18 protein-coding genes and 1 other RNA gene are annotated in these 13,293 nt (G+C 55.9%); 10 read left to right on the plus strand and 9 right to left on the minus strand.

Going from position 1 to position 13,293, the window contains the following annotated elements; genetic code table 11:
- Positions 1-3: 3 nt before the first annotated feature.
- From VN12_RS05600 to VN12_RS05640, 9 genes are all read right to left on the minus strand, one after another.
- Positions 4-603, minus strand: coding sequence for a hypothetical protein (locus VN12_RS05600; RefSeq protein WP_146675901.1), 600 nt, complete (start codon positions 601-603; stop codon positions 4-6).
- A 119-nt stretch (positions 604-722) separates the two neighbouring features.
- Positions 723-1,049: a hypothetical protein gene (locus VN12_RS05605; RefSeq protein WP_146675902.1), complete on the minus strand. Its 327-nt coding sequence runs from the start codon at positions 1,047-1,049 to the stop codon at positions 723-725.
- A gap of 3 nt (positions 1,050-1,052) precedes the next feature.
- A complete protein-coding gene (locus tag VN12_RS05610) occupies positions 1,053-1,406 on the minus strand; it encodes a DUF2190 family protein (RefSeq protein ID WP_146675903.1) in 354 nt (117 codons plus the stop codon).
- Positions 1,407-1,415: 9 nt separating this feature from the next.
- Positions 1,416-1,745 (minus strand): DUF2190 family protein, encoded by a 330-nt coding sequence (locus VN12_RS05615; RefSeq protein WP_146675904.1) that lies wholly within the window; start codon positions 1,743-1,745, stop codon positions 1,416-1,418.
- 60 nt (positions 1,746-1,805) lie between these two features.
- Positions 1,806-3,839: a hypothetical protein gene (locus VN12_RS05620; protein ID WP_146675905.1), complete on the minus strand. Its 2,034-nt coding sequence runs from the start codon at positions 3,837-3,839 to the stop codon at positions 1,806-1,808.
- Positions 3,805-5,289, minus strand: coding sequence for a phage portal protein (locus VN12_RS05625; RefSeq protein ID WP_146675906.1), 1,485 nt, complete (start codon positions 5,287-5,289; stop codon positions 3,805-3,807). The genes VN12_RS05620 and VN12_RS05625 overlap by 35 nt, the downstream gene beginning before the upstream one ends.
- A 72-nt stretch (positions 5,290-5,361) precedes the next feature.
- Positions 5,362-5,559 carry a hypothetical protein gene (locus VN12_RS05630; protein ID WP_146675907.1) on the minus strand — a complete coding sequence of 66 codons (198 nt, stop codon included), beginning with the start codon at positions 5,557-5,559 and terminating at the stop codon, positions 5,362-5,364.
- 110 nt (positions 5,560-5,669) lie between these two features.
- Positions 5,670-7,940, minus strand: a complete 2,271-nt coding sequence (locus tag VN12_RS05635) for a terminase gpA endonuclease subunit (protein ID WP_168164237.1) — start codon at positions 7,938-7,940, stop codon at positions 5,670-5,672.
- Entirely contained in the window at positions 7,930-8,136 is a 207-nt protein-coding gene (locus VN12_RS05640) for a hypothetical protein (RefSeq protein ID WP_146675909.1), read from the minus strand. The genes VN12_RS05635 and VN12_RS05640 overlap by 11 nt, the downstream gene beginning before the upstream one ends.
- A 273-nt stretch (positions 8,137-8,409) precedes the next feature.
- Here VN12_RS05640 and VN12_RS05645 point away from each other — a divergent pair, with 273 nt between their 5' ends.
- From VN12_RS05645 to VN12_RS05690, 10 genes are all read left to right on the plus strand, one after another.
- Positions 8,410-9,267 (plus strand): amidoligase family protein, encoded by an 858-nt coding sequence (locus tag VN12_RS05645; protein ID WP_168164238.1) that lies wholly within the window; start codon positions 8,410-8,412, stop codon positions 9,265-9,267.
- Between the two features lie 279 nt (positions 9,268-9,546).
- On the plus strand, positions 9,547-9,840 hold the full coding sequence (locus VN12_RS05650) for a hypothetical protein (protein ID WP_146675911.1): 294 nt from the start codon (positions 9,547-9,549) through the stop codon (positions 9,838-9,840).
- Between the two features lie 288 nt (positions 9,841-10,128).
- A complete protein-coding gene (locus tag VN12_RS05655) occupies positions 10,129-10,386 on the plus strand; it encodes a hypothetical protein (RefSeq protein WP_146675912.1) in 258 nt (85 codons plus the stop codon).
- Positions 10,387-10,677: 291 nt separating this feature from the next.
- Positions 10,678-10,953 (plus strand): hypothetical protein, encoded by a 276-nt coding sequence (locus VN12_RS05660; RefSeq protein ID WP_146675913.1) that lies wholly within the window; start codon positions 10,678-10,680, stop codon positions 10,951-10,953.
- A 108-nt stretch (positions 10,954-11,061) separates the two neighbouring features.
- A complete protein-coding gene (locus tag VN12_RS05665) occupies positions 11,062-11,334 on the plus strand; it encodes a hypothetical protein (RefSeq protein ID WP_146675914.1) in 273 nt (90 codons plus the stop codon).
- Positions 11,335-11,478: 144 nt separating this feature from the next.
- Positions 11,479-11,688 (plus strand): hypothetical protein, encoded by a 210-nt coding sequence (locus VN12_RS05670; RefSeq protein WP_146675915.1) that lies wholly within the window; start codon positions 11,479-11,481, stop codon positions 11,686-11,688.
- A gap of 297 nt (positions 11,689-11,985) precedes the next feature.
- Complete coding sequence (locus tag VN12_RS05675; RefSeq protein WP_168164239.1) at positions 11,986-12,225, plus strand: hypothetical protein; 240 nt, start codon at positions 11,986-11,988, stop codon at positions 12,223-12,225.
- Positions 12,226-12,309: 84 nt separating this feature from the next.
- A complete protein-coding gene (locus VN12_RS05680) occupies positions 12,310-12,624 on the plus strand; it encodes a hypothetical protein (RefSeq protein ID WP_146675917.1) in 315 nt (104 codons plus the stop codon).
- Positions 12,624-12,691, plus strand: an RNA gene (locus tag VN12_RS05685) — hammerhead ribozyme type II. Before VN12_RS05680 ends, VN12_RS05685 begins: the two co-directional genes overlap by 1 nt.
- A gap of 26 nt (positions 12,692-12,717) precedes the next feature.
- Positions 12,718-13,287 carry a winged helix-turn-helix domain-containing protein gene (locus VN12_RS05690; protein WP_168164240.1) on the plus strand — a complete coding sequence of 190 codons (570 nt, stop codon included), beginning with the start codon at positions 12,718-12,720 and terminating at the stop codon, positions 13,285-13,287.
- Positions 13,288-13,293: the final 6 nt, after the last annotated feature.

Here is a 13,293-nt window from a genome sequence, read left to right on the forward strand (position 1 = left end):
TGATTACAGAACCTCATAACTTTGGTAAGGCAGTGAACTGCTGGGATCGTTGAGAACGGTTAAGGCAAAGCCTCCGTAGCCTGCCCATAAGCGGATGAACTGTTCACGAGGCGTGAGTTCGAAGCGCCCCGGATAGTTGTTGTCGAGGATCGCTGCGTATTGCTTCCCATCACGCTCGATCCAGCCAACGAACGTGCAGCAATGCGCTGGCTTCCACCAGAGGATTGCTCCACGCCTGGTTGCACTTGCCCAATCGAGGAAACGAGGATCAGCCTTGAGCGTGTAGCTGTAGTCGATGCCGGCAGCATCCAGCCGATCACGCAATCGCGAGTCCCATTCGCCGTCGGCATAGGTCGCTCGCCAGCGTTCGCCAAGCTCGAATCTATTGAGCCAACGGAGGTGGTTGACAAGCGAGGCATGAACACAGCTCCCTTGGCCAAGCGAGCCTGTCCAATTGCGCTGATGCAGTTGCACCGGCAGATTGGCTGGTGGTTGCTCCAGTTCAGGCGCTGGCAATGCACGAACGTTGACGACGCCCGAATCGCAGCCAGCCAACACGAGCAGCATCAGTGCACAGGCTGAAATCAATTGTTTATGAATCATATTGAGCTCGTTGATAAAACTATTGACGGTGACGACTAACGCTGGACCGCAAACGCAGGGATCGTTTGGAGAGCCGAGGCTCAACTCGTGCCCCTGGTGCGGGCCAGCGGTAGTCGTCGCTAACTCTTAAATACCACCCACAGTTGCGGATTCGACTGCGGCGTCGAAGCCACGAAGCGAATGGGCAGCCCACACATCGCCTTCATCGTGACGTAGCGCGGATTGGTTGGATCGAATAACTCGCTTTCATACTTGGCGAGTTCTGCGACCTCTCCATTGGGAAGCCAGCCCTCGATGGTCCACTGCGATGGCGTCGATTGCTTGGCAATACAAAAGCAACTGCGGAACTCGCCCACCGAGATCCACTGGCTGACTTGGCCGTTTGCCAGACGCAGTGGCTGAACAGACCGTGCGCGATCGACAGTTACTTTTGCGATTGATCCCATGGCTTATTGACTCAGTCGTAAACGGACACAGCGGGTTCCTGGTGGAGCGGACTCGATGGCTTTGCCCATCATCGGATGGGCGTAAGCGTTCTTGACCACATGCCAACTGATCTCCGACCAGTAAAGGATCGTGCCAGCGGGAATGTTGGTGGTTGGATCTTTGACTACATCGAAGACGCCCCGCATCGTGATGCTGCCACGTGAGCCCGCACTAATCCCAAACTTGGCGATGCCCACGAGCCGGTCGACGACAACCACTGAGCCAGCGGCCACGTCGGACTCGGGGACGATCGGCAAGGTGTTACCATCCGCGACGAAGATGGCTCCTGCATTTATGATTTGTGCGTTGTTGCTCACGGCGTCTCATCACTGGCTCAGGCGAACGCGAACGAAGGAATCAGTGGCGGCAGCGTCATTGACGACTTTGCCGAGATAGGTGGTGCCAACATCGTCAGCGACCACGGCTCCGTCTTCATCGACGTAGACCTTGGTGCCTGCTTCGAACTCGACAGCCAGGGCTGGGTCTTTGGGAATGTCAAAGACGCCTTCCACAGCGATCGAGCCAAGCGAGCCGGCCTTGATGTCGCGTTTAGTGATTCCCACCAAGTCGCCTTGGATCACGATTGATCCAACCGCGACATCAACGGTGGGAGTGAAATCGACGGCCTTACCGTCATGAACAAATTGAGCTTGCATGGATTATGGAATCCTTGAGGACAAAGAATGGTTGGTTTCAGAGCGGTCAGGAGACGAGGCTTACTCGCCGGTGACCTTCACAGCGGCGCGTGGGTCTTGCGAGTTCACACCGAAGTCGATGTAAGAACGAAAGCCCATGCCGAGCGTGTTGGCCGGCATCTCAACGCGTTCGATGACCGGCGTACGTCGACCGTTAAGGAACACGATCTCAAAGGCGGGCAGTACATTTGGATTAGCGAACAGATACCAAGCCGAGCCGCTGGCTCCCTGGTAGTAGCTGTCCGACAAATGCGGCGTTGAAATGACGCGGTACTTGTTGCGGTGTGGGTTGTCGACCGGAATCTTGGTCGGCGTTCCCTGGGCATCCATCATGAGCTGGGCCGAACCCATCAGCAGTTCCGCATCGGTTTCGATCTCGACGGGAACGACCAAAAACTCGGGCCGAATGTTGATCGGCTTTTGATCCTTGGCCTTGTTACCAGGCCCAACCTTCTGCTTGCGGAAGGTCGTCTTGGCAACGGTGAGCGACTCGGGACCGAACTTTGTATCGGGACCTTGCAGCAAGTTTCCATTGGCCGAGGAGAAGAACGCCGTGTTCTTGAGCAGTAGCGTGAAGAACAGCTCATCGATCGACTCAGCACCGCTGCGTCCCATTTGACGAGGGATGTCCATGAACGCGTTGAGGTCATCGTTGATGATGTCGTGGCGAGTCAGCGCAAGGATCTGACCGTAGGTGTCAGCCTTGTTGCTATACTTTTGGTCGGAGAGCTTTCCATGCTTCAGCTCGCCATCGGGCGCAACCTTTTCGAAGCCGCCAGTGCCAAGCAAACGATAGCGCGAGATTTCCTTGAAGTCACTCACAGTCCCGATGCTGCACAGGTCAAACGCTGCGATCGGCGTCGATTCATAGGCAGACAGAAGCGTCTTGTTCATGACATTCTCGAGGATGCCAGGAAGCGACATCGTCGAAAAACCGGCGCGAATCGTTGCGGTTCCATCGCCGAAGACGCGCGGAACATCGAACCCTTCGAGCCGTGCGCACTCGGCAACGAGTTCACGCAAGCCAATGTGGCGAAGCGGATCGGCAGCGTTGAGCGTTCGCTCTCCGTAGGCCTTGAGCAACTTTGTTTCGTCGAGTCCTACCGATAAGCAGCAAGCTGCCTCGAGGACTTCGCGTCGGTACATCGGTTGGCTTGCCTGTTGGTCAGGGGCCTTGGGTCGTTCGATTCGCAGCACTGCCAACTCCGTTTTGGTAACACTCCAGCCTTCCTCGATCGCGCGAGCTTCGATCTCCGTGTGCTTGCCAGCACACACTTTGCGAATGCCGGCGATACGCTTGGATTCAGCAGCGGCTTCGATACGCATCTTGGAAACGACTCCGCTCGTGACAGGACGCTTGGGCTTGCTGCCCATATCCAAGCTGGCGTTCACCGGGTCGAGCTCCGAATCATCGGACTCGGTGGTGTCGTCATCCGGCTGTTCGCTATCGAGGTCCTCGTCATCGCCAGACTGGCCAGCTGCAATCCGAGCCTCGGTGTCATCGTCGGCACCAAGGGCTACGAACGAGACTTCACCCAGCGTTGACTTGCGAGCGATGTAAACAGGGCCTTTGAACTCGCGACTGTTGGCGGTTGCAGTCTTGCCTTCAGGAATGAAGACAACTTTGTCGGCGTTCGCGCCGAGCGATGCTTGCCAAGGGAAACCGTTCTCGCTGGTAGCGATGACTTCTTGCGCGGTATTGCCCACACCTGAGATCACGCCAGCGACTTCAAGCCGAGAATCGCCGACCATGATGTCGTCGGTGTGACCAACGATACTGGCGCGATCGTGGTCCTTGAGAATGGGGCGAGACTTGCGAGTAACTCGCATGCCCGCTAAGTCAACGACTACGGGATATGGCCAGCCACCAAGACGCATCGCGCCACCGGTGTAAGCGACCATTGAGAACTTTCGCAGCGCCGGCTTGCCTTCTTCGGCAGCCTCAGCGGCTTGTAAATTGATCGAACTGGAATCGTCACAAACGATTCGTAGCGAGCTTGGTACCGACTCGGCATCCACCTCACTCTGCTTGTTCGACTGCAATGTCTTCGTCATCCGTTACATCTCCTGGAGAAAGTGAAGTTGAATCGGTCGAGAGTCCGAGCTCACGCATGAGCGAGATCTCTTTCGCGCGTTGTTTAAGTTCCGCCTCCCAATCACGCCCCTGCCTCGCGTATTCATGGGCCAGAGTTGTCGTATGATTGGCGAGGCGGATTTTCTGGGCATTGGCTTCTTTGGCTGGGTCGACATGCTCATGTCCGTCCCAGAACCATTGATGCTCGAACGACGAGTCGAGGGTGCGAAGCGAGTTAGGCAGATAGCCTTCGATGAGAATCGCTTCGCGCAGCCATGCGTACAGAATGCGATCCAGAATGGTGCGAGCCATCTGGGACTGCTCGACACGGATCGACTTGAAGTAGGTTTGGTGGTCGAGTCTCCCGGAGGCATAGTTGTAACCCGACGAATTACCAGCAGCGACATTGAACGGCATGTTCAAACAACGTGCGATTTCGTTGAGAATCTCGCGTTTGAACTCTGCGTAAGTCGTGGCTGGTTGCTCAGCATGCATCTGAGCCATCTTCCAACCGCCTGGCATGGTCAGCAGGGCTCGCTTCTCCAGCTCGATCGGCTCGAACGGTTCAGCAGCGTCCGCTTCGCCACCGGCCGGCGCATCGGTGTAGAGAATCCCAGCGAAGTCAGCCGCTGTTTCGGCAGCCGCTAATACTGCCAAAGTGAATCGTCGCAGTTGTGCAAACAGTGGCAGCGCCGGCGTGATATCGGGGATACCACGGATCTGCCCTGGACGATCGCTGCGGAAGAAATGGAGGATTGAATTGGCATCGATGGTGTCGTAACTCTCGGTCAACGAGAATGCGTCGTCGCCCGGATGTTCTCGAAGAACATCGTATGAGATTGGGTTGCCATGCTCATCGAAGCGAATGCCATCGAGGTAACGATTACTGTCGAGAGCCAAGATAGGTGACGTGACCTGTTCGGCTTCGACCAGCTTGAGATCGAGTTGAACCGGCGAATCGATTCTTGGGTTACTGGTTAGCAAACCAAATGATTCACCGTCCGATACGCGGGCGAGCCGCATCGTGCGTAGCTTCTCTGCCAAGCAAATTGCATCAGCCCACGCAAAGAACTCTTGCTCAACAAATCGGTTTGCAAATGCATCCATAGTCAGCATTTGCAATCGAGGGCCCGTGCCAACACAGTCGTTGGCCAGAGTCAGCGAGATGCCACGAGCATAAGAGTTGTTGGCAATCTCGTATCGCGAACGGTTGCGTAGCGTGCGGCGCACTTCGGGGCTATTGGCCGCACTGGCCGATAGTCCGTCTGCGGCCGCCCAGTGGCGAACGTTGTCGACCGTGGTGGTCGCAGCGTCGTAGCGCCCCAGCAATCTCACCAACGACCAGGGGTGTCGGGTCGAGCGTCCACGGACGAGCGATCGATCTTTGCGATCGCCGTTCTTGCTCAGAATCCCTGACAACAACTTAAACATCCGTGACTCAATCCCTACTGTTAAACCCGACACCCCTGCCTATAGAAACAAGCTCGATCAGTTGCGAACCAATTAGTCCGCACCCGGTGGCACGAGCTTGTTGAAACGAAGACCACGCTTCGGTTGAGAGGCGGCTGTTTTGGACGCCAGATACTTGTCAGCAGCGATCTGCTCCGTGAGCTTGTGCTGCTCGACGCTACCGGCATCTCCCGATGCCTTAGCAGGTGCTTTCGCACTATCGCGAATCGTTTCTTGCAAGTTGTCAGACATACATGCGGCCTACCTGAGAATGAAGAAGTGGTCTTCTATCTGTAGGAATACCCGGTACCCATGTAGATTGACGGAAAAGCGAGAATATTTTTTTGATCAAGTCTTTCGGGCTACTGGTTCCGCCGGCGCTTCTGCATCTCAGAAAAGCTCATCCGCTCCTTACGGATCTCGGCCGTGCCTTCGATGCCTGGAAGAATCACGCCTTGCATTGACGCCGCAACCGCAGAACCAACCAAACAGTCAAACCAGTGGTTGTCGGGCTGCTCCGGTCGCTGCTTCCATTCGTCGACGCTCCGGCCGCGGGCCTCTGTCTTGACGAAGTACTCCGAGGTTAGATGCTCGGCGAGCATGCGATGGGTCTCGGCGTTGGTGCCAAAGAGCGAAAGGCAACCGCGATCGCCCATCGCGACTTGCAGGCGAGCGTTGATAAACGACTTCCACCAGTTCGTATCGTAGACCACGTGGCGGATGGCCCGCTTACCGGCGACGTTGGGGATACGCCAGTTGAGCCCTACGCGATCACCTGGCCGGCGACGATATTCGCTAAACGGCAAACTCGATGCGCCCACGAAGCGACCGTGGCTGGGGATGATCACAGCGGCGTGTTTTGACTGCCGGCAGAACTGGTAGACCACATCCGTCGACTGGCCCCAGTTAGCATCGATCAAACAGCGACCGATGCGCATCGCTGCACCGTCATCTCGCTGCCATTCCCGATCGAGTAGTTTTGAAGTTAGCGATTCGAGGCCGGCGTAGATCGATCCTTCGAGTCCGCTTCCAGTCGCTTCGGAGCTCAGTGTCTGGCGAGCCTCGCGCAGCGTAAAGTAGGGACGCTGCTGGTCGGGGTAGCAACCATAGTCGATTACATAACCCGTGTAATCGTCCTCCCAAGCGGTGACCACATAGAACAGGAGCTTTTGCTGGACGTCAATGAAGGCCGTGAGATGGTTTGCACCGATCGATACCAAACCACGATCCATGCGGTTGATCTTTCTCGCGACTTCTTCTGGTTTGAGCATTCCGTCAACCACCGTTTCCGCTGGCAGAGGTTGGTTTTGATATTCGGCGAAGAACGCAGCTTCGTCTTGTAGCTTGAGATTCATCGCGTGTTGGATTGCAGAGAGTTCGTCGTAGTTGAATCGCTCCTGCCAAGCGATAACGGCACCCTCGTCCATCGCGGCTTGATTCTGACGATAGAACTCGGTGGCCGCTTCACCACCATCACCGCCACGCATCCCTTCGGCGCGGATCTCGGCGTAACGTTCCCATAGCGTATCGTTCTTGGGGAACGCATAGACCATCTTTGTCCGCTCGCCATTCCATTCGGGATGCCGATTGCGATCGAGGATATTGTCGGCCATATCACCCGGGCGAATCACGGTGCAGGGCATGATGCCCGATATTTTCTTGCCCGGCCCGGCCAAGCCAAGGACTGCGCCGGCGAGGATGCTTTCGCGATTCGCGCATTGCGAGAGCGAACGAGCGCTCTCATCCGTTTGCGGGTCATCGAGTACCACAAGACTCGGACGTACTGTTCTGCCATCTGGACGCTTGAACTTCATACCGCGGATGCGACCCGTAAGGCCGGCGACCTTGATGATCGCTCCGCTAGCGCTGCTACCCTCGATTGTTGGTAAGACGACTTCTTTGGCGGTCCATCCGATCTGCGTGCGCTTGCCTTTGTAAAGTTGACCATTGGCTCGATTGGAAATCCCATCGAGGGCTTGGATCGGGAAGCAGACCTCGGGGAAGTCGGCTAAGAGCAGCTCGTTGCTGTCGAGTTCGGTTTTGATTGAGTCGAGCATGTCACACGCATGACCTTCATCGCTGCCGATCAAACATACGAAGTTACGATGCCCGTAAAGCACCGCCCATATGCAAGCGACTTCAGCAATCGAACTCTTGCCGCTACCACGCGCCATCGCGAGTGCAAACAAACCGCCATGCACAACCGCTTGCTCGATCTTCTCGATGACCTTGATGTGGTCCGGCGACCAGGCGAGATGGAACGTTAGCGGAAAGTATGTTTCACAAAAGTATCGGAAGTCTCGCGACGCCCGATCTTTGCGATCTGGGTTATCGACCTCTGGTAGTTCACCAATGTCTCGACCTGCAAGTGCGAGCGCTGCATTGCGTGCGCGAGCTCGCTCCTTCATCGCATCGTAGGGATCGACACCGTTTGTCGTACGAGGTGTATGTCGTACGACATGCATCCATGCGCAATAGCGAAGCAAATCGACGGTCTTATTGTCGCCGATGCGTGCGCCGGCGCGTTGACGATGGCGATACAGTTGACGCTCGCTGATCACCTCGCCTAGCGGCGTCGAGTTCAGCAGTCGGCATAGCTCGCTTGGTTTTAGCTTCCTCGGATCACTCGCCACGTCCCATCTCCTTTGCTTGCCACGCGCTGTAGTGCACGAGGTTGATCGTGCCATCGGCGTTCACCGGCGCACCGCTTTGTATGTCAAGGCGGATCTTCTCTGGATCGATCCGCTCTCGGTATGCGGCCGCAAGTAGCTTCGCCGCTTGTTCCACCGGAATCCTCGTCGGATCGACCTGGCCCGTTCCTTCACTCATCGCATTCCTCCGTGACTTGGGATCTCGAAACGTGGGGCCACCGTTTGCGCACGGTCGCGTTTTGGCCGCATGTTCGCCTGGTTATGCGGAGCATGTTTGGACGCGATGGTGGCGTAATGCTGGGGCACCGGTGGCCTCTCAAAAAACATGGAAATTACTAGGAAAACATGCAAGACTTCGCTTGAGGTTCCTCGAAACGCATGGCTCATGTGTGTCATCGCGACGCAGAAAACGCGACGCAAAACACACCTCGAACCACAAAGGAACAGAACGATGAACGCAAACGAACTTTCTTGGGGAATTGAATTCGAATGTACGCTTCCTAGCACCGACAACACACCGATCGGCCCCTACCACAACGGATACCAAGTACCCTGGCTGCCAACCGGATGGAAAGCAGAACGCGACGGGAGCATCCGACCCGAGAACGCCAGCCGCAAAGGTTGCGAGTTTGTAAGCCCAATACTCAAAGGGGTTGAAGGCGTACAGCAGATCGAGAACGCGATCGACCAAATCAACGCTCGCGGGGGCCGAGTGAATTCCAGCTGCGGACTTCACGTAACTATTAGCTGGCACGGAGACGCAGCCGCCTTGGCTCGATTGATTTCCTTGGTCGGCAACCACGAACGAGCGATCTACGCTTCGACCGGAACCCGCAAACGCGAACAGATGATGTACGCCAAGCGAATCAAACAATACGGCAACAAAGACAACGCCAAGAGCCGATGCGAATCGGATCGCTACCACCTGCTGAACTTGACCCACCTGACCCGCGGCAAAAACCGAATCGAATTCCGAGCCTTCGGCGGAACGCTCAACAAGACCAAGGTGGTCGGATACCTGATGATGGTTTTGGGTTTGGTTGAACTCGCCCTCAATACCAAACGATGCAGCGAATGGGATTACATCAAGAAGGAAGGAACTAAGAGTTGCTGGGATCGCCCTGGTGCCGGCCTTGGCGAAACCGAACTCAACCGATTGTTCTACCGACTCGGATGGACCAAGGGTTGGTACAAGGGTGCCCTTCGCGACAAGGTCTACGGAGAGATCGCCGGCGAAACCAAACCGGAATGGAAAACGATCAAAACCAAACTCCTCGAGCTCGCCCGCAAATACGACCACGCGGCCTAAATCGCAACCACATAGAACGCCGCGAACGGAATCGCGGCGTTCTTCCGCTTGGTCGCAACACTTGCGCACCGTCGCGTTCTTCACACCGCATGCGACCAAGTACCCAAGATCCAAACGGACGCAACACACGCGAACGTTGTGCGACACGCGGCCGGCGAGAAAGCTGCGAAAAACATTCTGAAAACATGCCGTAAACGGCTTGAGGTTAATCAAACCGCATGGCTCATTTGTGGCATCACGTAAACGATTCCATTCCCTTTCCCAAACGGAGAAACACAGATGAACGACACGAATCAAACGAGCGCCGAACAAGCGATCCAGGACCAACTGCGACGGCTCAAATGGATGATCCCCGATGCTATGCGCCGCATGGACGAGGCGGCTCAATGCATGCTTCGTCGCGCTCAAGGTGCGGTCAAAGACACCGAGGCATTGCTGGCCGACCAACCATGCAGCATGTCCTGGGTCGATTTCGCCGAGGGCGACCTCCGCGCTGCACGCGAGGCCAAAGCGGAACTTGCAAAACTTCTCGAGCAACAAAGAATGCTCGAGTTCTTCTTGAGGAAAGACTAGGCCGCTGCAGAGGCAAAGACCGAACACGGAGGTTCGGTCGACGAATCGTTGGCAATATTGGGCCAACGGTTCGTCAATGTGGGCCTGTTTCGTGTATGTAACTAATAGTGGCCAACGGTCTGCAGCAATGCGAACGGCGGCATCGTGTGCGAATTGTTCGCAAAGGCAGAAACATTCAGATTTCTGCCGAGATTCTCGCAGGCTTGGCTTGAGCTTTCGCCAACCGCATGGCTCATGTGTGTCATCGCGTAAACGATTCAAACCTTTTTCCAAAACGGAGACACAAACATGACCAACGCAAACACCCAACACGCAGCGACCGACGCAACCCTTCGCCAGATCTTCAAGGCGATGGATGCCCACCAAGCCCAAGAGATCCGCGAAGCCTACTACAAGGCGATCGAGGGTTTGATGACCTTGGCAGAAACCCTTGAGATCGCCGACGCACAACAAACACCCTGCGCCGGCCCGCTTCTCACCGAACACTTCAACGCGGTCCAAGCCCTGGACGCGATGAAGAACAGTCGCCTTGGAAAGATCCTCTAAGCCACAGACCAGCGGAATGCCACGGACGCCGCGAATGGAAGCGCGGCGTTCTTCCGCTTGGTCGCGACACACGCCCACTGCCGCGTGGTGTATCCCTTCTTCGACTAAGTACCCAACAATCAAAACATCGCAACACGGGCCAACGTCGGGGCCCGTAAGGCCTCCCCTGAAACATGGAAGAACACGGGAAAAAACTGCTGAAATCGGCTTGCTACCGGTTAAACCGCATGGCTCATGTGTGTCATCGCCCAGCGACCAACTGCTTTCACCACGCAATAGGAAAACAAACCGATGTCCCGAACCAATGCCAGAACCGTTGCTATCAGAACCGCCTTCAAACAAATGCCTCGCGCCACCGCGATGGACCTCTGTGAGGACTATCGCGAAGTGGTCACAAGGTTGAAACGAATGACCGACAACTTGGCCGGCGCATTCGTGGTCGCGAGTGGAGATTCGGCCCGTGCCCTGGAAGCAGAACTCCGCATGTTCGAAGAGGCCATAGACGTCCTTGCCGGCAGCATGCTGCCCGAAGTAATCGAAGAATATCTGGCTTCCAAGGAATGCTGAGAAAACCTGCTGAAAACATTGCAAGGACGGCTTGAGGTTAATCGAACCGCATGGCTCATGTGTGTTATCGCATAACCAATTTTCATTCACCCAAACGGAGAACCAAACATGAACCTCGACACCCTGATCGAAATCCTCAGCGACTACCGCGAAGAGTTCGGAGGCGACGCCGAAGTGCGACTGATGACCCAGCAGAACTGGCCCTTCGAGAACCGGATCTGCGGCGTTACCAGCGGACGCGACATAAACGACGCGTCCGACGATGAGGATGAAGACGACGACGCCCAAGACGTTGCCGACGACTACACGGTCTACATCGTCGAAGGCGGGCAGATCTGCTACGGCAGCAAGCGGGCTTGGGAAACGTGTCGCGATAGTTGACCGCGACACATCGATGCGCCAAGGAGAAGATTCTGGAAAACCTTCAGAATCTTTTCTTCTTCGGCTTGCTGTCGGTTGAGCCGCATGGCTCATGTGTGTCAACGCACTTGCGAGTTCACATCTACAAACCATAGGAGTAACACAATGGCTGGTCACACACCACAACAGTACGAATCGTACAACGACAACTGGGCCGAGGTTCAAAACCAACTGGCCTCTATCAAGGAACGGATTGACCAGTTCCCAAATCCACATTATGAGAACTTCAGTTTCTACGAGCACCAAAGCTTCACCCTGCGAGAGGTGGCACGAGCGCTCGAGGGCTTGCGCGAGTATCTCGGCATCGCCGACTAGTAGACCCAGCGTCAAATCAGAACCGCGGCGAATGCATGTGCCGCGTTGACTGGCTAACACAACGCGACACATCAAACGTGTCGCGTTCTTTCTTCTGCCTGCGCCCAATGATGGAACAAGAATACGAACGCGACACAAACGAACGTGGGCAAAATTGGGCGATGGGGAGAAACATGGAAAAAGACTCGGAAAAGCTGCTGGAATTGGCTTGATGCTGTTCAAACCGCATGGCTCATGTGTGTGCATACCAAACGCGGTTTCAAACCAACCCAACACCGGAGAGACACGATGCCAACCATGACCAACCGACCACGCCTGACCTCGGCCCAGTTCCTCGGAGCGCACCGGCGAGCGCTGGAAACAATCAGCGACCTGTACGCAGTGGTCGAAGAGATGCCGATCCTCGCCGCTTCCGACCCATCGACCATGAAACAGTTCTTCGACGAACTGGCTGATGTGCAGGCCACCGCAGCGAAACTCGCCCAACATTTCCGAACGCAGGTATGCACCGAAGAAAAGAATTCGAATTCCTTTTGAATCCGGCTTGATGCGGTTCAAACCGCATGGCTCATGTGTGTTAACGCGAAAACGATTCACCAACCAAAAAACGGAGACCAGCAGATGACCCAACACGACCTCGACCTGACGATCACCAAGATCAGCAATCGCAACCGCGGTGCTGGCGGGTCTTGGGTGCAAGGCAAGATCAACGACGAATACCGATTCGATGCTTTGGTCTTCGCCGAACACGCAGAACACGAATCGTACGAATTGAACCAGAGCAAGATTTCGAAGCTTTGGGTTCAACGCCTGGCAGACCGCAAAGTGATGTTCAACTTCGATCGCGGGTTGGATGTGCCAGCGGTCAATACAGAGGTGCAGGTGATAGTCGACTTTCTCTGCGAGGGATTGTCGGACTTGGTCTTTGGTCAATAAGCCGAAACGCAGCACGGACGCGCGTAGTCGATCGGTGGTTCGATCGGCCTGACGATGGCAGCCAACCACGAACACAGATTTGGAGATACGAAGATGAAGAAGGCAGAAGTAAAGATCGGTGGCAAGTACTATGCGAACGTTTCGGGCAATCGCTGCGAGATTCGGATCGATGCCGAGAAGCCTCGGGGCGGTTGGGACGCAACCAACCTCGCGACCGGCAAAAAGATCTTGATCAAGAGCGCCCAACGCCTGCAGGGCGAAGTGGGTGCGAAACGCGGACGCGCGAAGGTCACCACCGAAGGTAACGTAACGGTGGTTGAGAACGAACCAGCCACCGTCGAAACGATCGGAGGCGAAACGTCCACAGCGGTTGCGGTTCTCAAGAAGCCACGCAAGGCAAAGGCTGCATCCACCGAGACCGCCGACGCCGGCGAGAAGCGATTGAGCTGCGTCGCTGCGGCCTTGAAGGTTCTCAGCGAATCGAGCGAACCGATGAACGCTCAAGAGTTGATCACCGCGATGGAAGCCAAGGGCTATTGGAGCAGCCCCGGTGGCAAGACTCCCCACGCGACCTTGTACAGCGCGATCCTTCGTGACTTGGCCAAGGGCGACGATAGCAAGTTCGTGAAGACCGAACGCGGACGCTTCACCGTTCGAGACTAGGAGACC

The sequence above is a fragment of the Pirellula sp. SH-Sr6A genome (assembly GCF_001610875.1).
Taxonomy (GTDB): Bacteria; Planctomycetota; Planctomycetia; order Pirellulales; family Pirellulaceae; genus JBKCUI01.

Bases quoted from the DNA above. Each gene is read 5' to 3' on its own strand.
- VN12_RS05640 (WP_146675909.1), bottom strand. From the start codon at position 8,136: ATGAGTGAAGGAACGGGCCAGGTCGATCCGACGAGGATTCCGGTGGAA.
- VN12_RS05600 (WP_146675901.1), bottom strand. From the start codon at position 603: ATGATTCATAAACAATTGATTTCAGCCTGTGCACTGATGCTGCTCGTG.
- VN12_RS05630 (WP_146675907.1), bottom strand. From the start codon at position 5,559: ATGTCTGACAACTTGCAAGAAACGATTCGCGATAGTGCGAAAGCACCT.
- VN12_RS05655 (WP_146675912.1), top strand. From the start codon at position 10,129: ATGACCAACGCAAACACCCAACACGCAGCGACCGACGCAACCCTTCGC.
- VN12_RS05605 (WP_146675902.1), bottom strand. From the start codon at position 1,049: ATGGGATCAATCGCAAAAGTAACTGTCGATCGCGCACGGTCTGTTCAG.
- VN12_RS05625 (WP_146675906.1), bottom strand. From the start codon at position 5,289: ATGTTTAAGTTGTTGTCAGGGATTCTGAGCAAGAACGGCGATCGCAAA.
- VN12_RS05620 (WP_146675905.1), bottom strand. From the start codon at position 3,839: ATGACGAAGACATTGCAGTCGAACAAGCAGAGTGAGGTGGATGCCGAG.
- VN12_RS05680 (WP_146675917.1), top strand. From the start codon at position 12,310: ATGACCCAACACGACCTCGACCTGACGATCACCAAGATCAGCAATCGC.
- VN12_RS05650 (WP_146675911.1), top strand. From the start codon at position 9,547: ATGAACGACACGAATCAAACGAGCGCCGAACAAGCGATCCAGGACCAA.
- VN12_RS05665 (WP_146675914.1), top strand. From the start codon at position 11,062: ATGAACCTCGACACCCTGATCGAAATCCTCAGCGACTACCGCGAAGAG.
- VN12_RS05690 (WP_168164240.1), top strand. From the start codon at position 12,718: ATGAAGAAGGCAGAAGTAAAGATCGGTGGCAAGTACTATGCGAACGTT.
- VN12_RS05615 (WP_146675904.1), bottom strand. From the start codon at position 1,745: ATGCAAGCTCAATTTGTTCATGACGGTAAGGCCGTCGATTTCACTCCC.
- VN12_RS05670 (WP_146675915.1), top strand. From the start codon at position 11,479: ATGGCTGGTCACACACCACAACAGTACGAATCGTACAACGACAACTGG.
- VN12_RS05660 (WP_146675913.1), top strand. From the start codon at position 10,678: ATGTCCCGAACCAATGCCAGAACCGTTGCTATCAGAACCGCCTTCAAA.
- VN12_RS05675 (WP_168164239.1), top strand. From the start codon at position 11,986: ATGACCAACCGACCACGCCTGACCTCGGCCCAGTTCCTCGGAGCGCAC.
- VN12_RS05645 (WP_168164238.1), top strand. From the start codon at position 8,410: ATGAACGCAAACGAACTTTCTTGGGGAATTGAATTCGAATGTACGCTT.